Origin of the sequence: Bradyrhizobium archetypum (genome assembly GCF_013114835.1) — a bacterium.
Taxonomy (GTDB): Bacteria; Pseudomonadota; Alphaproteobacteria; order Rhizobiales; family Xanthobacteraceae; genus Bradyrhizobium; species Bradyrhizobium archetypum.
Window position 1 is genome coordinate 510416 of sequence record NZ_JAAVLW010000004.1, and the last position, 19859, is coordinate 530274.

General features: G+C 60.3%; 20 protein-coding genes and 1 pseudogene. 2 read left to right on the forward strand and 19 right to left on the reverse strand.

The genetic code is table 11. From position 1 onward, the window contains the following. Window positions 1–11: 11 nt before the first annotated feature. From HCN50_RS15145 to HCN50_RS15210, 14 genes are all read right to left on the reverse strand, one after another. A complete protein-coding gene (locus HCN50_RS15145; protein WP_171710454.1) occupies window positions 12–1136 on the reverse strand; it encodes a CgeB family protein in 1125 nt (374 codons plus the stop codon). Then, complete coding sequence (locus HCN50_RS15150) at window positions 1133–2218, reverse strand: CgeB family protein (RefSeq protein ID WP_171710455.1); 1086 nt, start codon at window positions 2216–2218, stop codon at window positions 1133–1135. Before HCN50_RS15150 ends, HCN50_RS15145 begins: the two co-directional genes overlap by 4 nt. After that, window positions 2215–3345, reverse strand: coding sequence for a CgeB family protein (locus tag HCN50_RS15155; protein WP_171710456.1), 1131 nt, complete (start codon window positions 3343–3345; stop codon window positions 2215–2217). The genes HCN50_RS15150 and HCN50_RS15155 overlap by 4 nt, the downstream gene beginning before the upstream one ends. Next, the gene (locus HCN50_RS15160; protein WP_171710457.1) at window positions 3342–4466 is read right to left on the reverse strand and encodes a glycosyltransferase family 4 protein; all 1125 of its coding nucleotides are present in this window, start codon (window positions 4464–4466) and stop codon (window positions 3342–3344) included. The genes HCN50_RS15155 and HCN50_RS15160 overlap by 4 nt, the downstream gene beginning before the upstream one ends. After that, window positions 4463–5749, reverse strand: a complete 1287-nt coding sequence (locus tag HCN50_RS15165) for a TIGR04295 family B12-binding domain-containing radical SAM protein (RefSeq protein WP_171710458.1) — start codon at window positions 5747–5749, stop codon at window positions 4463–4465. The genes HCN50_RS15160 and HCN50_RS15165 overlap by 4 nt, the downstream gene beginning before the upstream one ends. Then, window positions 5746–6807: an NAD-dependent epimerase/dehydratase family protein gene (locus HCN50_RS15170; RefSeq protein ID WP_171710459.1), complete on the reverse strand. Its 1062-nt coding sequence runs from the start codon at window positions 6805–6807 to the stop codon at window positions 5746–5748. The genes HCN50_RS15165 and HCN50_RS15170 overlap by 4 nt, the downstream gene beginning before the upstream one ends. Next, a complete protein-coding gene (locus HCN50_RS15175) occupies window positions 6804–7916 on the reverse strand; it encodes an NAD-dependent epimerase/dehydratase family protein (protein WP_171710460.1) in 1113 nt (370 codons plus the stop codon). Before HCN50_RS15175 ends, HCN50_RS15170 begins: the two co-directional genes overlap by 4 nt. Window positions 7917–8129: 213 nt before the next feature. After that, window positions 8130–9338, reverse strand: a complete 1209-nt coding sequence (locus HCN50_RS15180; protein ID WP_171710461.1) for a phosphopentomutase — start codon at window positions 9336–9338, stop codon at window positions 8130–8132. Then, window positions 9326–10279: a glycoside hydrolase 5 family protein gene (locus tag HCN50_RS15185; protein ID WP_171710462.1), complete on the reverse strand. Its 954-nt coding sequence runs from the start codon at window positions 10277–10279 to the stop codon at window positions 9326–9328. Before HCN50_RS15185 ends, HCN50_RS15180 begins: the two co-directional genes overlap by 13 nt. Continuing rightward, window positions 10276–11040 (reverse strand): TIGR04290 family methyltransferase, encoded by a 765-nt coding sequence (locus HCN50_RS15190; protein ID WP_171710463.1) that lies wholly within the window; start codon window positions 11038–11040, stop codon window positions 10276–10278. Before HCN50_RS15190 ends, HCN50_RS15185 begins: the two co-directional genes overlap by 4 nt. Beyond that, window positions 11037–11849: a nucleotidyltransferase family protein gene (locus HCN50_RS15195; RefSeq protein WP_171710464.1), complete on the reverse strand. Its 813-nt coding sequence runs from the start codon at window positions 11847–11849 to the stop codon at window positions 11037–11039. The genes HCN50_RS15190 and HCN50_RS15195 overlap by 4 nt, the downstream gene beginning before the upstream one ends. A 2-nt stretch (window positions 11850–11851) precedes the next feature. Beyond that, window positions 11852–12955, reverse strand: a complete 1104-nt coding sequence (locus tag HCN50_RS15200) for a CgeB family protein (protein WP_171710465.1) — start codon at window positions 12953–12955, stop codon at window positions 11852–11854. Further along, window positions 12952–13548 carry a histidine phosphatase family protein gene (locus HCN50_RS15205; RefSeq protein ID WP_171710466.1) on the reverse strand — a complete coding sequence of 199 codons (597 nt, stop codon included), beginning with the start codon at window positions 13546–13548 and terminating at the stop codon, window positions 12952–12954. The genes HCN50_RS15200 and HCN50_RS15205 overlap by 4 nt, the downstream gene beginning before the upstream one ends. A 7-nt stretch (window positions 13549–13555) precedes the next feature. Then, window positions 13556–14650 (reverse strand): inositol-3-phosphate synthase, encoded by a 1095-nt coding sequence (locus tag HCN50_RS15210; RefSeq protein ID WP_171710467.1) that lies wholly within the window; start codon window positions 14648–14650, stop codon window positions 13556–13558. Window positions 14651–14996: 346 nt separating this feature from the next. On the opposite strand from HCN50_RS15210, the gene HCN50_RS15215 reads away from it, so the two are divergent. Both HCN50_RS15215 and HCN50_RS15220 read left to right on the forward strand, forming a co-directional pair. Further along, window positions 14997–15275 carry a hypothetical protein gene (locus tag HCN50_RS15215; RefSeq protein ID WP_171710468.1) on the forward strand — a complete coding sequence of 93 codons (279 nt, stop codon included), beginning with the start codon at window positions 14997–14999 and terminating at the stop codon, window positions 15273–15275. Next, window positions 15272–16288: a glycosyltransferase family protein gene (locus HCN50_RS15220; protein ID WP_210264926.1), complete on the forward strand. Its 1017-nt coding sequence runs from the start codon at window positions 15272–15274 to the stop codon at window positions 16286–16288. The genes HCN50_RS15215 and HCN50_RS15220 overlap by 4 nt, the downstream gene beginning before the upstream one ends. 225 nt (window positions 16289–16513) lie before the next feature. Here the strand turns inward: HCN50_RS15220 and HCN50_RS15225 are convergent, their stop codons facing one another. The 5 genes and pseudogenes from HCN50_RS15225 to HCN50_RS15245 all read right to left on the reverse strand — a co-directional run bounded on the left by HCN50_RS15225 (window position 16514) and on the right by HCN50_RS15245 (window position 19842). Beyond that, window positions 16514–17050, reverse strand: coding sequence for a DUF1003 domain-containing protein (locus tag HCN50_RS15225; RefSeq protein ID WP_311968050.1), 537 nt, complete (start codon window positions 17048–17050; stop codon window positions 16514–16516). Continuing rightward, entirely contained in the window at window positions 17028–17867 is an 840-nt protein-coding gene (locus tag HCN50_RS15230) for a Crp/Fnr family transcriptional regulator (protein WP_171710469.1), read from the reverse strand. The genes HCN50_RS15225 and HCN50_RS15230 overlap by 23 nt, the downstream gene beginning before the upstream one ends. 279 nt (window positions 17868–18146) lie before the next feature. Continuing rightward, a pseudogene (locus tag HCN50_RS15235) lies at window positions 18147–18446 on the reverse strand (alcohol dehydrogenase catalytic domain-containing protein); the annotation flags it as partial. A 151-nt stretch (window positions 18447–18597) separates the two neighbouring features. After that, window positions 18598–19161, reverse strand: a complete 564-nt coding sequence (locus HCN50_RS15240; RefSeq protein ID WP_171710471.1) for a YciE/YciF ferroxidase family protein — start codon at window positions 19159–19161, stop codon at window positions 18598–18600. A gap of 228 nt (window positions 19162–19389) precedes the next feature. Beyond that, window positions 19390–19842, reverse strand: coding sequence for a c-type cytochrome (locus HCN50_RS15245; protein WP_210264927.1), 453 nt, complete (start codon window positions 19840–19842; stop codon window positions 19390–19392). Window positions 19843–19859: the final 17 nt, after the last annotated feature.

Sequence of the window (19859 nt, forward strand, 5' to 3'; positions counted from 1 at the left end):
TTTGCCTCCGCTCACATTTCGGCGACCTGCATCGTTGGCCTCGCGGCTGGCTGAGTCAGTTTCCGCCGTCGCCTGCCTGCCGCTTCGAGATAATAGGCTTCAAGTTGCCGGGCACGATGATCGGGTGTGTGATCGGCCAGGATTCGCCGCCGCGCATTGTTGGCGATGGTCAGCCGACGATCTTCCGGAATATCTCGGAGTATCTGGCTGACTTCGCGGGCATCCGACACCAGCAGAATTTCAGTCCCCGGCTCCAATATGGTCTCGATTCCAGGCCAGCGGTCCGAGATCACGGGGGTGCCACAGGCGGCGGCTTCGAACAGCCGGACGCTCGGCGAAAACCCAAGGGCGCGCATATCGGCGCGCGTGAGATTAAGTGTAAACCGTTGCTGTGAATAGAATGGCGGGTGCTCTGGTTGGGACAAATGCTCGATGCGGTCGACATTGTCGGGCCAGCCGAGATGCTTGGGATACCTCGATCCGGCTACGACGAATTGGTGATCGGCTAGCATCTTTGCGGGCGTCAGCAGCAACCGCTCGAGCGATGGCTGCCGATCGTCGCTGTAGGTGCCGAGATATCCGAGCGCCCAGTTTTTCTTCATCTGATGGGGGCGATAAAGGGTGGGGTCGGCGCTGCAATACAGCACACCCGCCATCGGACTGCCGTACGCGTCCTCGATCATGCCGGGCACCGGCCCGCCCGAGAAGGACAGATAGAGATCGAATCGCGGGATCATGGCTGCGGACAAATATTCCAGCCCTCGGTCGATGCCAGCCAAGGTCACCGGGGTATCGATGTCGTAAAAGGCGGTAATACCCTGGGCGTGCGCCGTCACCCACTCGGCGATGGCAAGTCCATCCGGAACATACGATCCGAGCATGACAAGGTTTGCGTCGCGAACAAGCGAGCTGTGCCGCTTGGGGATGTCCTGCAGCGACTGATAAAGTTTAACGGTCCAGCCTGACGGCTTGGTCAGGTCGCGATGGCCGCGGTACCAGGGAACATCGCGTTCGAGGAAGGTGACATGGTGACCGCGGTTTACCAATGCCTCGATTAGCGCGCGATACGTGGTGGCATGGCCATTGCCCCATGACGAGGTGACCGAGAGCCCGATGATGACGATGTTGAGATTCATTCCGCCGCCTCGATCTTTGCGCTCATCCCTTCGAGCAGTTGGTTGAATTGTCGTGCGCGCTGCGCGTAAGTGTGATGCGCCAGAATGCGAACGCGGGCGCGCTGCGCAATGGCGCGAGCGCGAGCGGGGTCAAGCGCTTGCAGATGTTCGGCGACCGCTGCCCCGTTTGAAGCGATCAGAACCTCGCGGTCAGGTTCGAGAAAGAGATCAATGCCTTTCCAATAATCGGTGATCAGGCAGGCGCCGGCCCCGATTGCTTCGAAAACGCGGGTGGGCGGCGAAAAGCCGTGTTTCGCCATGCTGTCGCGGTTGACGTTGAGGGTCGCCAGGCTGGAGCTGAAAAAAGCGTTATGGTCATTGGTGCCGACGTGGCCGAGCTTGCGGACGTTCGCCGACATCGGTTTCGTTTCCCAGCCGGAACCGCCGAGTACAAAGCTCTTAGCCGGCAAATGTCTGGCGACATCCAGGAAGAAGCTTTCGACGCGCGCCTCCCGGTCGGGCAGCCGGTTGGCAAGCAAACCCAGATCGCACTTGAGTTGAGGGGTTGGCGGCGTAGGAAAGTGCGTCGCGGGATCGAGCGCGTTATAGAGCGGCACACAGTCGCGCGCTCCCACCGCGCGATAGGCCGCTATCACGGGATCACCGCCGCCATACGTAAGCACCATGTCGTAGCGGGGAATGGCATCCCGCAGGTGATGACGTGGATCGCTCGCGATCGCATCGAGGGTTGCCGGGGCATCCACGTCCCAATAGATGCGAATGGCATTCGTCGCTTGCGCGATGGCGCATTCGAGCTCCCGGTCGAACACGCCGACGCCGCTCGCCTTGATCAAGAGATCTGCGGATCTCGCAGCCTGCGACAGCGAGTACTGCCACCCCTCAGCCGTGGCCGGATAAACCGACACGCGCGCCCATGATGGATCCGCGATATCGCGATGCGCTTGCCGCTCGAAGGCGTCCGGCTCGTAAAAGGTGATGTCGTGTCCGAGGGCCGCGATTTCCTTCAGCATGCCGCGGTAGTAGGTGGCTGCGCCATTCCAATAGGAGGATACGAGACTCGAACCGAAGAAGCAGATCTTCATGGGAGGGCCTCCTGCAGACGGGAGGCGGTCTCGGAGTGCCGTGGACCACGAATGGAATTCACGATGCCGAGGAGCTCGATCGCACGGTGTCGGCATGTATGGCGTTCCGCGATCGTTTGAAGACCGGCCGCTATCAACGCTGCGGCAAGTTCGCGATCATGGAGCAGCGCCTGCAACCCGTTCTTCATCTCGGCGCCGTCGGTAGCGCGCAGATATGATCCCGGTGGAAACAGGTTTTCAACGTCGTCCCAAGGCGCCGACGCGATGGGGATGCCACATGCCAGGGCCTCAAACATTCGAATGGTCGGAATGCCAGGTAGCGATCGGGCATAAGGCCCACGGGGAACATGGACGGTAGCGCGAGCACTGGCGAATGCGGCAGGCGCCCGATGAGCCGGCAGCCAACCGCAATACTCAATGCCGGCGGCCTCGACGGCACGCAGCGCGTCCAGCGGATACCTTACGCCGTGGATCCGCGCACGCAGCTTGAGTTCAGCCACAGGATGGAGGAGAAATTCATGAAGCTCGGCACAGCGCTCGCCGTCGCCCCAGTTGCCGATCCAGATCACGTCATGGGTCGGCTCGATCTCTGGCATGGGCCGATATAGCGCGACATCGGCCGCTTCGTGCCAGGTGAACGCCCGGTTAGTCCAGCCGAGCTTCAGATAAATCTGCCGCAGCACCTCGCCGAAGGCGAGCACGCCATCAAAGCCATCCAGATCGAAGCGCTCCAGCTGGTCCGGCGCCGTGACCGCGCGATGGTGCGTGTCATGGAACAACAGGGTGAACGGCGCTCCTTCAATGCGCCGGCGGCCGATATCTCCGATCAGGTCCGGAGAACTCCATTCATGCACGATTACCAAATCTGCGCCGTCCAGCGCCCGGTCCAGATCCAGAGGCGCTGTGTATTGCCTGATGTCGATGCCGGGCAGGAGCGCCAGTGCTTCTTGTAGCGGCTCCCTACCGTCGTCACGGATGGCGTTCAAGCGACTCCAACCCTCGGCAGGCTCATAAACGACCACTTGATGGCCGAGCTCACGCAGCGCGCGCGCAACGCCACGGAGAAAGTGCGCGTTGCCATTGTTCCAGCAGGATGTGAGCGCATGACAAAAGAAGACGCATTTCATGCATGCACCTCGCTCGCGTGAATGGCGGAGGAGCGTGAGCGCGCAGCCAACATCCGCTGATAGAGCGCTCGGTAAGCATCCGCTGTCTGTGTAAGTGAGTAGCTGTCCGATCGCTCTCGTGCAGCGAACTGGAATCGTGTGCGCTCCCGATCGTCGGCACAGAGGCGGGCGAGGGCCCGGTGCAATGCGCGATGGTCGGTCGGATCAACAAACAGGGCAGCTCCGCTCCAAAGCTCTCGAAACGTGGGTATGTCCGAAAGGACCAGTGCACATCCAGCGGAAGCGGCTTCTAGTACGGAAAGGCCGAACGGCTCGTACCGGGCTGGGCTCACGAAAATGGCTGCCCATTGCATGCGTGAGCGCAAGGCGCTGTGCGAAAGATCGCCGATTAAGGTGAGTTCGCCGGGATCATTCTCTGGGGAATCGAATCTTGGCCCCGCCACAAACACCGGCCAATCCAGTCCCTTTGAAGCGCGGGCCAGCGCCGAGACGTTCTTGGCGGCATCCCACAATCGGCCGGCCGCCAGAATGAAACGCCGCTTCGAGGCCGGAGGCAAGGCCGCAGGCGGTACGCCGTTCCAGATCACCGTGCCGGGTGAGCTCGGCCGGTACAAGCCGCAAATGACATCGTGAAAAGCCCGGCTTGGACTTACCCACGCTTGCGCCCTATCAAGGCCCGCGGCAACGGTGCGTGTGTAATGCTGCCAATTCGGCTCAGACAACCACTCCGTATTGTCACAGGCGAGACCCCAGGAGTTCACGCAGGAATGCGCGACGACGACCACGGGCGCCAGCCAGTCGAAAGTCGCTTCGCGATAGCTGTTGAGATGAACAATGTCCGGCTGGATCGTGTCTTCGAGATCTTCGAGAAAGCGCCGGGCGTTGGGCAGATCGTCGCCGCCGGCATCCTGCCATTCAAGAGCGAGATTGCTTTCAATCAGGCTAACGCGGCCCTCCTGCAGCATTGCGCGCTTTTCTTTCGTTGGCGGCGATCCCAGGGTCACGAGATGGACTTCCATCCCCGCGGCGGCCAATGCGGACGCAAGCCCCGTCGAATAGGTCCACACGCCGCCGACTGCGTCGGTCGTCATCAGAACCTTGTTTGGCGCGGACAGGTTCATGGCGCGACCTGCAGTTCGAGCGCGCTCAAGGGCGCAGGGCGTTGTTCCTGGATATCGCTGAATTGATCGAACATCGCGAGGTAATGTTTGTGCGCGCGTTCCCAGGCGAAGTCGTCGGGTTCGCCCCACAGCTTTCGATAGTCCGGCGAGCCGGGATAGGGATAGAGCGGAACAGGGTCGTTGGCCCAGATGCCGGCATCCTGCATGCGGCGCCGCCAGCGCTGCACGAGGGGATCGTCGTCCTCGGGCATTTCGATCAGGTTCGCCTGCACGAACGGCACATGCCGTCGAGCTTCGACGAGTCGATCGGCGAGTTGCTCGGTCGTCATCTTGCAATTCTTCGCCAGCGCCGCGCGGCCCTCCGGCGTCAGACTTTCGATACCGGCTTCGATCGACACGCAGCCGGCCCGGCCGAGCAACTGCAGCATCTCGGGCTTCCAGAGATCGATGCGGGTCTGGACCCCGAATTTCAGACCGCGGGAAACCAGTCCTTCGAGCAGCTCGGTATCGGGCAGGAAGATTTCGTCGATGAAGTAAATGTATTCGACGCCTTGCCCACGCAACTGGTCGATTTCTTCGAGAAGAACAGATGGAGGTCGCTTCCGATATAGATTGCGGAAATTCTCCTTTGCGCAGAACGTGCAGTGATAAGGGCAGCCGCGCGACGCCTCCACTTCAGCGCCCGGGCCCGTGGCTGCAGCCTCGAAACGATGATGATGGTGATGATGCCGCCGAACCATCTCGTCCGGCCAGGTGAGCGCCGGCTGGTCCTTGAAGCGGACCGCTTGAGGCCCGCTATTGACGCGGACCGCGCCGCCTTCCCAGAAACAGAGGCCGGCAAAATCGCGGTCTCCGTTCGCCAGGCGCAGTAGCGACTGCTCGCACTCGCCCATGACGACGATATCGACCGCCAGCTTTTTCAACGCGGCCTTCGGAGTCGTCGAGCCATGCGGTCCAACGGCAATGAGCGTCGGCCCAAGATCGCGCACGGCGAGTGCGAGCTCCTGCGGCACCCGGAGTTCGGGTGGTGCACAGCGCCAGAACAGATATGTCGGCGCTGTCGTGATAACGACGATGTCCGGCTGGAACGCGCGCAGCTCCGAACGGATGTCAGCGAGTGACAGGCCGAACATATGTGCATCAAGCAGCAGCGTCGAATGTCCGGCTTCCCTGAGGTAATGCTGGGAAATGCCGAGTTCGAGCGGGAGGTGAGCGGACCGGCATCCGAAATAGATGCTGCCGAAAAAATTCCAGTTCGGGTTGATCAGGGCGATACGAGTCATGCAAAAGCCTCGCGCTTGGATGCGTCGCCAAGGCGGCCGGCGAGCCATTCGTGAAGCGAAATCAGGCCGTCGCGCAACGAAGTCTTCGGCTTCCAGCCGAGTGCGGCGGACAGGGCACGCGTGTCGGTGACGTACCAGGGCTGGTCGCCAGGGCGCCAATCGGCAAAGGAGTATGGGATTTCGTTCCCGGTCAATTCCTTGAGAAGGGCGATCAGTTCACGCAGGCTCACCGAATTCGATGGGCCGCCGCCCAGATTGAACGTACGCCCCCTGACCAACGTGATATGGTCCAGAGCCGAAAGCCAGGCATCCGCCGCATCCGAGACATGGAGCGCGTCGCGCACTTGATAGCCGTCACCGTAAATCGTCAGGCGGTTGCCGCGCAGCCCGCTGAGCAGGAAATGCGCGATCCAGCCTTGATCCTCGGTGCCGAATTGCCGAGGGCCGTAGATACAGCTCATGCGCATCACGACGGTCTGCAGACCGAAGACACGCGCATAATCGCGCACGTATTGATCGGCTGTTCCTTTCGAACAGCCGTAGGGACTGTAGAAGTCCAGTGGCGCGTTTTCCGAGATACCGTTGGCCAGCGCCGGGCTGGCCGGTTCGTAACGCTGGTCCGCGCGCACGATCTGCGTGTCATCGATCAGCCGCCCATAGACCTTGTTGGTGGACGCAAACAGCACTGGTGCCGACGGATTATGAATTCGCACCGCCTCAAGCACGTTGATCGTGCCGCGTGCGTTGATTTCAAAGTCAGCGATAGGATCCGCGATGCTATCAGTGACCGCCACCTGAGCGGCCAGGTGAATCACGGCGCTCGCCTCGCGAACAGCGTCGATCACTGGTATCGGCTCTCGGATATCAGCAATAACGATGTTGACGCGTTCGCCGTATCGCGATTTCAGCCATTGCGCGTTTTCACGGACGCCGGCCCGGGCCAGGTTATCCAGCACGATCACCTCGTTGCCGCGTCCTGCAAGGCGGTCGGCCAGGTTGCAGCCGACGAACCCGCAGCCGCCTGTGACGAGAATTGGCCTTGTGTGAGTTTCCGTCATGCCACCAGTCCCCGACGCAACAACTCTTCGGTAGCATTCTCTGCCCGGTCTTCGGCGATCTGGTCGGCGAGATATCGGGCCAGTTCATCTAGGCCGTCTTCGAACGCGACCCGCGGTTCGAAACCAAGCAATGCGCGGCTCTTGTCGATATCGGCAAAGCAATGGCGAATGTCGCCGGAGCGACATTTCCCGGTGATCTCGGGCAAGATTTTCGGTCGACCCATGACTCGCGCCAGATCGCAAGCAACAGACTGGATCGTCCGACTCTGTCCCGAACCGATATTGAACACATCACTGCTATGATTGCTCTCCAGCGCGAGCAGGCAGGCACGCGCGACGTCTTGCACGTGGACGAAATCGCGCCGCTGCAGGCCGTCCTCGAATACCAGGGGCGGACGGTTGTTCAGCAAGCGCGCGGCAAAGATGGCCAGCACGCCGGTGTATGGATTGGACAGCGCCTGATGCGGCCCGAAGACGTTGAAGAAGCGCAAGGCGAGGGTCGGGATGCCATAAGCATTGCCGGTGATCAGGCACATCCGCTCCTGCGCGTACTTGTTCAGCGCATAGATCGAACTCAGCGATGGCTGCTTGGTCTCGGGGGTGGGCAGGGGCTCGAGAAGGCGTCCTTGGTTGTCCTTCAGCTCCCATTCGGCCTTCTTCAGTTGAACGATGGGGCGTTCGGCTGGCGCAACCGTGCTCCCGTCGCTCGAGCGGCAAAGTCCTTCACCGTAGATGCTCATCGAAGAGGCGACCACGAGGCGTTCGACGGGACGCTTGGAAAGAGCTTCCAGCAATATCGCCGTGCCGAGCTCGTTGGTGCTGACGTAGGAGGCGATGTCGTACATGCTCTGGCCGACGCCAACGCTGGAAGCCAGATGCAGCACCATGTCGACGCCGCGCAAGGCGCGCTCGACAGAAGGAGCATCCACGACATCGCCAACGATGAGCTCTGCTTGCTTGTTGAGATAGGTTGGGCGGTGGCGTTGCGCGCCGTGAACCTGGGGGGAGAGGTTATCGAGCACCCTGACTTCGTAGCCTCCCGCCAGCAAGGCATTCGCCGCGTGGGAGCCGATGAAGCCGGCGCCTCCCGTAATCAATACTCTTGCCATGGGTGGCTCTCCTTGCTCGGCATCAGAACGGTCTTGCAACCGTTCAACGGTGAGAGTGGAAAGCACGCACTGAGAAGTTGGAGGTCGGTTGACCGCGCGCTATTCACAGCTATGAGCTAGAAGCGGTGCAACGAATGTTGGTTCCTGCAAAATGTACAAACAAAAATTCTGCTAACCTAGATCAATAACATGGGTGAATCGCCTGACCGCCGATCAAAATGGCAGGCCGTGTGCGAGCGGAGGAAGCCCGAGATGGCGTGCAACGGTCGCGCCGATGTCGGCGAATCCGCTCCGCTTGCCGATCGGCGAGGAGCGCGGCGTGCCCGCGACGAGGATGGGAACCTGTTCGCGCGTGTGATCGCTGCCGGGCCACGTTGGATCGCAACCGTGATCAGCGGTGATGATTAAAAGGTCTCCGATCTTCAGCCGCTCGACTAGCTCTGGAAGCCTGGAATCGAATGCTTCAAGAGCGGCTGCGTAACCCGCTACATCGCGTCGGTGGCCGTAGATCGTGTCGAAGTCGACGAAATTCGCGAACAGCAGCCCGCCATCTGACAGATGATCCCATCCGTGCAGCATGCAATCGTATAGCGCGTCGTTGCCGTCGCCCCGCTTGTTGAGCCCTGTTCCCCGATGAGCGAAAATGTCGTCGATCTTGCCGATCGACATCACATCGCGGTGCTCCGCCTCGGCGATATCGAGAATGGTCGGCTCCGGCGGCGGCACCGCGAAATCGCGGCGGTGCGAGGTTCTTTTGAAATCGCGACTGGACGTGCCCGCAAAAGGTCGCGCGATCACGCGACCGATATTGAACGGATCGACCAGCCGTCGTGCCACCGCGCAGATTTCATAAAGTCGCGTCAGTCCAAAGACCTGCTCGTGGGCGGCGATCTGAAATACGCTGTCGGCAGACGTATAGCAGATCGGCTTTCCGGACTGCAGATGCTGCTCGCCTAGTTCCGCGATGATGTCCGTGCCTGAGGCATGACGATTGCCGAGGATACCGGGCAGAGCGGCTTCTTCCACAAGCCTGTCAGTGAGTTCTTGCGGAAAGCAGGGCTCCGTCTTCGGGAAGTAGCCCCAGTCGAACCGAACCGGAACGCCGGCGATTTCCCAATGGCCGGAGGGCGTATCCTTTCCCCTGGATTGCTCGCTCGCGCATCCACATTGCGGGCTTACCTCGCCGCGATCCGCCAGTCCCGGAAGACGACGGCCGGTGGCAAGGCGATGAGCTTCACCCAACCCGAGTTTGACAAGATGAGGCAGGTGCAAGGGCCCTCGGCGTAGCTCGTTGTCGGCATCACCGACAGCGCAGGCTTCGGCAATATGACCGATCGTATCTGCACCATCATCGCCATACGCCGCCGCATCCGGCGCGGCGCCGATTCCCACGGAATCCATGACGAGGATCAGGGCGCGCATATCTCGTCCGTTGCGGGCTCGAACCGCGGAGATGTGGAACGGCTGGCCGCTGGAAGGTTGCAGTAGCGCTCGACCATGCGTGCGCAGAAATCGGCGAACTCCTGGGGATCGAGTGGCGGGCTCGTATGGTGTGGAGCGAGGCCGCGGTGTTCGGGCGTAAAACAGAACGTCAATGTCACCTCAAAATCCGCCAATGCATCCATCTGTCTGTCGAACCATTCGATGGCGTTGGGGCGAAAGCTGTCGGCCCAGGAGAGGCCGGTTCTCAGATGTTTTACGCCAAGGCGGCGCATCCAGTGCACGGCATCGTCAAGACGGTGATCCTCGAAATGGAACCATTGGCACAGCCCCATCACGTCCGAATATCGCTCGAAGGTCTTGCAAGCCATTTTCGGCGTGCCGTCCTCGCGCAACAGTCCCATGTGGAAGTGCCTGTAGTAGGACGACCCCTCGGCCTCCCGGTGCCGCGTCGTCGCCTCCCATGTCGAGGGAAGGTCATAGAGGCTGTACCAGTGGATCCTTGGTGCGCGGCTAGAAAGTAGTTCTGCCGTACGGCGGACGCCCCAGTCCTGCACCTCTTCGGCGCCGAATGAGGATACGCCGACCTCGGTCGCCCAGACCGGCAAGGACACGATTGATTGGATTTCATCGAGCTTGTCCGGCCACTCGTCGATCTGCCACAGATTCCAGTCGAGCGGGAAGCCGTGCACGGCTACGACATCGACGTGGTCGAGAACGCCCTTTGCCTTCATGTTTTCAATGAAGGATGGGTCGATTGGCGATATTCCGCCGAGCACTCGGGTAAGCGTGGGATGGACCGCGCGAATCGCCCGTCCAGCGGCGATCGCTACTTCAGCGAACTTCTCCCAGCCGGGATCAAGCTGAAGGTCCCAGTGCGACTTGTTGTTGGGCTCATTCCAAATTTTCGCTGCTTCGATCACCTGGCGGCACCTCGCGGTATGGCCGGGATCGCAGCCGCCCCGGATCTGGCAACCTTCCTGCAGAGATAGACTTCCTCCTCGGGGTGGGCCGCGACCGCGAAGCCGGCGCTGCGCAGCATCGCCTCCACGCAGGCGCGGTTCGGCGCCCACCAGTTGGTGGGATCATCGGCGTATTTGTGCTCGATGAAATGCATCTTCGGGTAGCCAGGGCTGTCGAATTGGGAGGTCGTCCAGAAATCATAGTCGCACTCGACCGTATCCACCTGATTAGACCCGCGCAGCATGGACTGGAACAGCAGCAGGTCGCGCGCGACATGCTCGTGAATAAGGTCAAGTGCCAGCAAGGGGTGTCGCAAATGATAAAGCACGCCCATGAAGATCACGAGATCGAACTTTTCACCCAGCTGCCCGACGTCGTAAGCCGACATCTTGCGGAATTCGATCTTAAGCCCGCTGACATCGGCAGCGAATCTGGCCTGGGCGAGATATTCATCGTCGGTATCGAGGCCGAGCACGCGGTCCGCACCCCGGCGCTTCATTTCCATGGCGTAGAAGCCCGCATTGCAGCCGATATCGAGAACGGTCTTGTCCTGCAGGTTGTCCGGGATGACGCCAGCAAAACGACGCCATTTGACCCGCGGATAATCGCCCAGGAAATGCGACGGCGCGGTACTGACACCCCTCAGATCGAGGTTGTGAAACCAGGGGCCAAGCGCATCGACGCGGCGCCGGATTTCTTCCCTTGAGAGGACACCCGTCATGCGGTCCCTCCCGTGGTGGCTGGCGACGACTTTTCAACGTCTTCGCTGACGAACGGAGCGGCTGCCGGTCGGTTCTCCGGGCGCGCGGATTGCGCATCTGTCAGCAAGGCCATGGCGGTCCGGTAGCCATTCAGCGTCCCGACGTCGACATAGGACTCGCCGGCCTTGACACCGATGCCGCATCCGCCCGCCTTGATATATCCATTGACCAGCGTTCCGAAATATTCGTCCCGGCAGGCGCGCTGCTTCCAAAGCAGATGCAAGTCACGGAAGCCGGCAGCAGACATCCTGAACGCGCCCCAGATCCAGGTCGATTCCGCATCCGCCTGCTTGACCTGGATCTCGCGGACACGCTCTCCATCGAGCACGACCGCATCAAAAAATTCCGGGTGGTCCACCGGGAACAGAAGGAACGAAAGATCGGCATCGGGCAAAGTGCTGAGCGCGGTCTTTGGAAACCAGACCGTATCGGGCAGGCCCACCAAAACGCTTTCGTGGTCGCCTACGACCGTGCTGGCCCTGAATACGGCATCGCACAAGCCGGAAGCCTGCGGCTGCACGACGTAGGCGAGCTCTGCGCTGCCATAGCGGTCGCCGTAATACTCGAGGATGTCGGATTTTCCAGGTGAGATCACAAAGCATATCTTGTCGGCACCCCCCAGGATCAGCCGCTCGATGAGGTATTCCGAGACGGCGCATGGGCGGTCCAACCCCTTATCGCTGCGGCTCCCGACGGGAAGCAGTTCCTTGGAGAAGGCCAATGGCTGAATGCGGCTGCCGCGTCCGGCGGCTGGAACGATACCCCACATGCCTAAACTCCCTGCGCTTCTGCTTGTCGTGCGCTGCGGCTCGCCGCTTGCTGAAGCAGCTCGATGAGATCGATCGCCCGCTGGTTCGAGCTATGTTGATCCAGGGTCCGCTCGCGAGCGCGCTTGGCCATCCCCGACAACTGGTCGCTATGCAACTGCAATGCCGCGAGCGTATCGGCTGCATCGTCTGCCAACAGGATCTCTTCGCCAGGCTGGAAGAAGTCCTCCAGTCCGACCCAGCGATCGCTGAGCAGCGGTGCGCCGCAGGCCGCCGCTTCGAACAACCGCCCGGAAGGGCACCAACCCATTTCCGCCATCGCACGCCGGGTGACGTTAAGGGTTACGCGAGAGGAAGCGAAGAAAGGCGCGTGTTCGGAGGGCGGCAGGTGCCGGACAAAATAGATGTTCGACGACCAGGGGAAATCAGGCGGATACTGCGCGCCGCCGATCAGGAAGCGGAGGTCTTGCCGCGAGCGGGCAGGCGCCACGAACAGGGTTTCGAGCCCGGATTGCCGGTCCTCCGAATAGGTGCCGAGATAGGAGAGATCAGCGCGGTAATGTGCTTCAGCGGGAACAGGACGATGCAAATCGGCGTCAACGTGTCCATAGAGAGGCCTGATATCGCGCGCGCCGAGCTTCCGGCGAAATTCGTCAAACAGTTGTTGTCCGCCCGTGAAGCTCAGAACGAGTGCAAACCCTTCGAGACCCGCGGGACCGATGTAAGGGACCGGCTCTCCGGCCTGCATTTTTGCAAGGGTAATCGGCGTGTCGAGATCATAAAAGACCGGAGTGGCGCGATCCTGGAACAGGATCAGGTCGGTGGCGGGGAGCGCGTCTGGACAGTAGGAGGTTACGATCGCAGCATCCGCTTCGAGCACGCTGGAGCGAGCGATCGATCGGACGTCTTCCCATGACGAGTAGAGCACGAGGCGTCCGCCCGGAATTTCGAACAGGTCTCTGGCGCCCGCGTAGTAGGGCACGTCGCGCTCAAAGAACACCACCGAATGGCCCGAACGGACGAGATATTTGCAAAGCCCGCGCCAGAGCGTCGCATGACCGTTTCCCCAGGAGGAAGATATGGTCAAACCAAAGATGACAATTCTCACGCCGGCACCTGCTGGTTGATCCGCGAGATACGAATGCCTGATTTATCCACCGCGAGCGTGCTTACGCTCGCCGGATCGATTTCGATCGAAGGGAAATTGTCCATCGGGGTGCGGGAGTAATACAGCAAGGCCGCCCTGATCGGCTCCGCGTGGCTGACGATGACGATCGCCCCATCTGCCTGAGCGCGCCGGAGTTGCTCGAGATGTTGAACCATTCGTTGCTGGAGGGCCTGCATGCTTTCTCCGCCGGGTGGACGACTTGTGCTGCGTCGCGTATTCCATCTATTCCATCTCGGATCGTCCGCGAGGTCTGCAAAGGAGCCGGATGTCCACTCTCCATAGTCGAGCTCGTCGACATCAGGAGCGATTTCCACCGGCAGACCAAAGTGCCAGGCGAGGATGGAGGCGGATTGCTGAGCCCGCCGCTGCGGGCTTGATTGTATTACCGCTGGCCTCCCTGGGATCATCTCGGCGCAGCGCGACATCTGGCGGCAGCCGAGATCGTCGAGTTGCACCCCCGGCATCCTGCCGCAGAGCCGATGGCCGAGCATAGCGTGATGCCCGTGGCGGACGAGGTGAATCGTCTCTACCATGGCTGCCTCATGCTTCGTCCTTGATGAAGACTCGCGTCCTGCGGCGCGCTTCCTCATCGCTAAATTGTTTCGGCGGGGATTTCATGAAATAGCTTGATGGACCTGTCAGGGCACCGCTGAGACCACGATCCATCGCCAGCTTTGCGCATCGGACGGCGTCGATGACCACGCCGGCGGAATTTGGCGAATCCCAGACTTCGAGCCGTACCTCGGCGCTCAACGGTACGCCACCGAACGTGGTGCCCTCGAGCCGGATGTAGGCAAGTTTGCGATCGGTAAGCCAGGGGACGTGGTCACTGGGACCGACGTGGACATTATCGGCTTCCAAGGGAACGTCGAACTGGCTGGTAACCGCCTGCGTCTTGGATATCTTCTTTGAAGTCAGCCGCTCCCGTTCCAGCATGTTCTTGAAATCGGTGTTGCCGCCGACATTGAGTTGGTACGTTCGGTCGAGCCGGACCCCGCGCTCGCGGAACAGATTAGCGAGCACGCGGTGCAGAATCGTGGCACCGACCTGGCTTTTGATGTCGTCGCCGATGATGGGGAGGCCTGCTTCCTCGAAGCGACGGCGCCAGGCGGGATCGGAAGCGATGAACACGGGAATGCAATTGATGAAGCCGCAGCCAGCCTCGATGGCCCGCGTTGCATACCATTCGCTCGCGTTTTGCGATCCCACGGGCAGATAAGAAACCACGACATCCGTTCGCGATTTCCTCAGCACGTCCGACACATCGGCTTCCGGCTCTTCGGAGACCGGCACGTCGTCCTCGAGATAGCGACCGACACCGTCGAGCACCGGCCCGCGACGGACAATGATGCCGGTTTCGGCAACGGCGGCAAAGCGATGCGTGTTGTTGGGCTTCACAAAGATTGCATCGGCGACATCGCGACCGACCTTGTTGGCATTGACATCGAACGCTGACGAAATCTCGACATCACTGATGTGATATCCGCCGACGTCTGCGTTCATCAGGCCTGGGACCGGCTCATTGGAGTTGGCGTCGCGATAATAGGTGAGCCCCTGAACGAACGAGCTTGCGCAGTTACCGACTCCGACAATTCCGACGCGAACGCGTCGTCTTTCTTGAAGACGTGAATGCATCGATTGTGCCTCCGGGAGTCCGATCGCAAACGTAAGTACGTTGTCGAACGTGCTTTCGATGGGTTCGTTCCTGCGTTCGAAGCCGTTCCCGGGAGCAACAAACGATTCCTGCGAGAAAAGATCAAAAACATTAACCTGGTTTAACTTGGCGGCGTTTACGGCTGGAACGAAGGCCGGAGTAGAAGAAGATGAAGAAGAAGCTGAGCGAAGGACGTAGGGGAAGGCGGTGCCGTGTGTGCTGATCGTTTCGCTCGTGAAGAACGAATGGCTGACTGCGGCGTTTCACAAGCATGGGGTGATCGGTCGCTGATTGATCGATCTCCTAACCGCTGAAAGGAAGATGGCGATGAGCGAGGGTGAAAGGACGACAGATCACAAGGTGATCCAGAAATGGGCCGAAGAGCGCGATGGTCGGCCGGCTACCGTGCGCGCCAGCGAAGAGGATGGTCACGCTGGTATTCTTCGGATTGATTTCGGCCCCAAAGAAGATCGGCTTGAAGAAATCGGATGGGATGAATTCTTTCGGAAATTCGACGAGGCCGAGCTTGCGTTCCTTTACCAGGACCGAACCAAGGATGGAAAGCTGAGCCGGTTTCATAAGTTCGTCCGGCGTTCCGGCGAATGAACGTTCTTTCGGGGAGCACAATTGTCCGCCAGCCGCGGGCCGACGGCGGCGATTGGATTTCCGCTATGCGCGCCGGCGAGTTTGAACGCGCCTGGGCAATTACGGACCGGGACCTTGCTGCCTGCCGTTGGGGTACTGGCGACAAGCATAGCGGGCCACGACATCTGCAGCGCATCTGGCGCGGCGAGGAATTGCGGAACCGGAAGGTCCTGGTGCGCTGCTACCACGGGCTCGGCGATACCATCCAGTTCGCCCGCTTTCTGCCGCCGCTTGCCGAGCGGGCCCGGATGGTCACGGTATGGTGCCAATCGGAACTGGTACCTCTGATCGAGCGCCTTGAGGGCGTCGATCGGGCAATACCGCTCCATGACGGCACGCCTGACGCCGATTTTGCAGTCGACATCGAGATCATGGAAATCCCGCATGCCCTTAAGGCGAGCCGAGATCTTTTCGAGTTGCGCATGCCCTATTTGAGCCTGCCGCCAGGCCGTTTGCCGAAATGTGTCAGAAAGCAGGAAAAGCTCGCGGTAGGTCTGGTCTGGGAAGTCGGAGACTGGGACAAGCGTCGCGCCATCCCGCCGCAGCTTCTCAAGCGGCTCAACCGGGAAGGTATTGAACTCTTCTCATTGCAGAGGGCAGTTGCACCAGGCGTGGCTGCCCAAATCGGAGCGAAGGACATCAGCACGCCAGATATCATAGAACTCGGTCGGCGCATCGGCGAACTGGATATTGTCGTTAGTGTCGACACCATGATCGTGCATTTGGCCGGAGCGCTTGGCCACGAACCATGGGTTCTGCTGCATGCCGACTGCGATTGGCGGTGGCCCAACGAGGGCGAGGCCTCGATTTGGTATCCGCGCGCCAAATTATTCTATCAACGCGACGCAGGAGATTGGGCGAGTGTCATCGAGACTGTCAGCTTGGCTCTGGCCGACCGAATAGCAACAACTCGCCCCCCGGTTTTGGGCGCGATACCCGACATAGCTTCGGGGGCGGCAGCCTATCGCGAATGAGGGGTTCTCCAATAACGTAGGTCATGTCGCGGCCGGCCGTCTCGCTCGTATTTCATTGTCGCGCCCGTTTTTTATCAGGGGATCGCAATACAGCGTTGCTCCCAGCTGAACTGGTCGACGTTCAGCTCCCTCTGCGGATCGTACGCTCGAGGCGCCATGGCACCTCATGTTCGATATACCAGAAGGCTTGTTGTTGTTTTCTGATGGGTGTGCGTGCCAAAGGGATTACTTCTTGTGGTTCTGCTGTTCGATTTCGCTGAGCACCGCTTCGGGTGCGACGTCCTTTGTGATTTCGGCCAGCTCGTGCTCGGCGCCCGTGCGGACCTCCAGTTTCTCGGCGATGGAGGAGACCATCTCGATCAGTCGCGTTAATTCGTGCTCCGTGAGAAGACTGATGTGCAGATCAAGATCATCGCGTTTGTCGGTCGCGGCCTTCGCGCGGTTCTGGCTGATCAGCACGAAGGTAGAGAGGAAGATCGCCTCGACTGATGCTTCCATGGCGAGAATCACGAATGTCGGATCAAAGTGCGGAATTCCCGGAACCAGGTTCCATGTAATCCAGATGCCGTACACGGCCAGATGGAGATACACAAACGGCATGCTGCCGGTGAAGGCAGTGATCGCATCCGCCAGCTTGTCTTCCGCGGCGGCATCGCGCCTCTCCTGCTCGCGCCGACTTCGCAACGCTTCGATATTTTTGCGCAGCGCGGAACTCAGCCCGCCATCGTCCGCCCGATGATCAGCAATCTGATTTGGCGCCACCAGGCACTCCGTACGCCAGCGGCGACGTTCGTAGCCTCGCAAAACCACCTTCGGGCGCAGCGTGGCCGGTGAGCGGGTAATCTTTCTTGATGCTTGCGCAATATTGCAGGTAGTCGTCGTTGAAGTCGCCGAGTCGCATCAGGGCATTCCAGTCACGGATCGTCAGCCGACGAGAATTCCAATCAACAAGTCCCAGATATCGCATTTCTTGAATGACACGGTTGGCATGGACATTTGAAATCCCGCAGGCATCTGCAACGTCCGTTTGAGTCCAGGGCATAGCGAAAGAGAGATCGCGCGCCATGCCCGAGGCCTGAAGACGCACGGTTAGTTCGCATACGATGTGGGCGATCCTCGCAAAAGCATCGCGGCGTCCCAGATTGACGATCCATTCCTGCAAAATGGCCGCCTGCATCAATGTTTCGCGCCAAAAAGCCTGGGTCAGCGCTGTTGATCGGTCCGCTGCTTCCTTAAGTGCAGTATGAGGTACGAACGCGAGCACCGCCGGCCCGAGGGTCGTAATGCTGTGATCGACGGCCGGCAAGTATAGGGTCGCGAGGTCGGCGACGTCGCCAGGAACGAAGAATGAAGTAATCTGACGACGTGATCCCGAGACAGGCTTGTGACTGAATAGAAAACCGTCCAGAACAAGGGTGCATTGCGACGTGGCATAGCCATGCGAGAGGACGTCACGACCAGCGGGGTAGTTGACGAGCTTGAGCGGAAGATCGGCGATCCGCTGCCTGTCCTCGGTCGTGAGCTCGTTGAACCGCTCCAGCCGAAACAGCAATCGCGAATAGGGTCGTCCGGTCTCCATGCATCACCTCGTGCGCAACGCGATGGAACGGGCCGTCATGCTGCTGAAGGCAAATGCCGGGATGCCGCCTGGGGTACTCATGGTTACGCCCTGATGTACACTGTCGATACTTTCTCCCGCGGGAACGCCAAACTTGCATGAACGTTCCTAAAGCGCTGAAATGCCTGAAACAGTGCATAGCCAGCGCGGGCGACGCGCTGGTTATGCGGCGGCCGCGCGGAGGTGACTTCGACCGCTCCAGTATTGGGTCGGCACAGAGAAGAATGCGATGAGCGAAAGTTGCCGCGCTTGTTCGCATTCGCCACAGATGATGGTGAAGGGGATGATGGCGACGCGGTCACCGATCTTGAGCGATTTGCGCGCCGCCGGACCGACGTCTATGAACTCACCCATGGTCTCGTGGCCCGTCACATCGCCGGATTTCATTCCGGGCATGAAGCGGTCGTAGAAATGAAGGTCCGAGCCGCAGATCGCGCAGCTCGTGACCTCGATGATGGCATCCCGTTCATTTTCTATGGTGGGATCAGGGACGCTGTCGCAGCGGATATCCGTGGCGCCGTGCCAAACCAGCGCCTTCATGGCGATCTCCGTAGTGTTGCAAGTATCGGTTGTTGCGCTTGTTGAAGTCAGCCGGAGGCATCGTTCCAGCAGTAAGGCCACTCGGCTGCGTGGCCTGACAGGCGTCTTGGCGGCAGCAGGTCGGCTGCTGGGAGAGCTCCCGTCCGATCCGTCAGGCGTACTCTTCTTCTTCCTCTCCCTTCTCCGCTTCTAGGTTGGCCACAGAGGTCGCAAGCTCGGTCAGCGCCTGATCGGTTGCTTCCTCCTCATTCAGCGTTTCCTGAAGCAGCTCTGCGGCATCGGACAGGCCGAGTTGTTCGGCCCAAGTGCGGAGCGTGCCGTAGCGCGAGATTTCGTAATGCTCGACGGCCTGCGCCGCGGCGACGAGCCCTGCATCGAGAGCGGGCATGCCGCGAAACTCCTTCATGATTTCCGCGCCCTCATCGGCAATGCCGTTGATGGCTTCGCATGTCTTTCCGCGCGCTGGTTGGCCAATGATGCGAAAGACCCGATCGAGTCGTTTGACTTGCCCCTGGGTCTCCCGGAGATGCTTGTTGAATGCTGCCGCCAGCTCTTTGGATTGCGCCGCCTTGGCCATCTTCGGCAATGTCTTGATGATCTTGTTTTCCGTAAAGTAGATGTCCTTCAGCGCTTCGTGGAAGAGATCGCTGAGCCTCTTCTGCGGTCGGCTGGTGCGACGCGCCGCCGACTTTCGCTTCTTCGCCCGCTTTGCCATGAGTTCTCCTGTAATCGCATCGGAAAATGCCTGCCCCTCGGTCAATGTTCCCTGACGTCGAAGGTTCCAAGAGACACGGTGGCTGCAGAAGGAAGACGCGCGCGCTATTTCAGTAGCCGAGCCTGGCCTGCAGCCGCCGAGCGGCAAACACGACCCGTTCCGCGCATGCTGGGCAAGCCTCGGCCGAATCTGGCATCTACGTTACGTTGCGCCCTGACGAGGTGAGAATTACTTCAGCGTGTAAAGGAATGCGGTGATATCGCGCGAGTGCTGCGGAGTGACGCCCATTCGCGGCATGGCATTGCCGGGGAGGACCTTTTGCGGATTCTCTATCCATCGCGCCATGTTTTCAGGCGAATTGCTGATGAAGCCCGCCAGATAGGTCCGCGTGCCGACATGCAGCAGCGGAGGACCGACGTTTCCTTTTGCCTCAGCAATCTGTGGAATCAGATGGCAGCTGCCGCAACCATAATGCTTGATGAGAGCCATGCCGCGCTTTGCATCGCCGGCAAAATTCGGCGGACCTTGCTCTGATTTCGTATCGCAACCTGCCAGGATAAGGCTCGAGACGGCGAAAGCGGTCAGCGACAAGGCGCCGGGGCGTGCGCCGCTTTCGCGAAGGCGTCTGCAAGCCACCCGCATTCGCCAACTGAGGAAGGCTCTGCGCAGTGCTGTCGTCATCTCGATGCTCCGTTGTA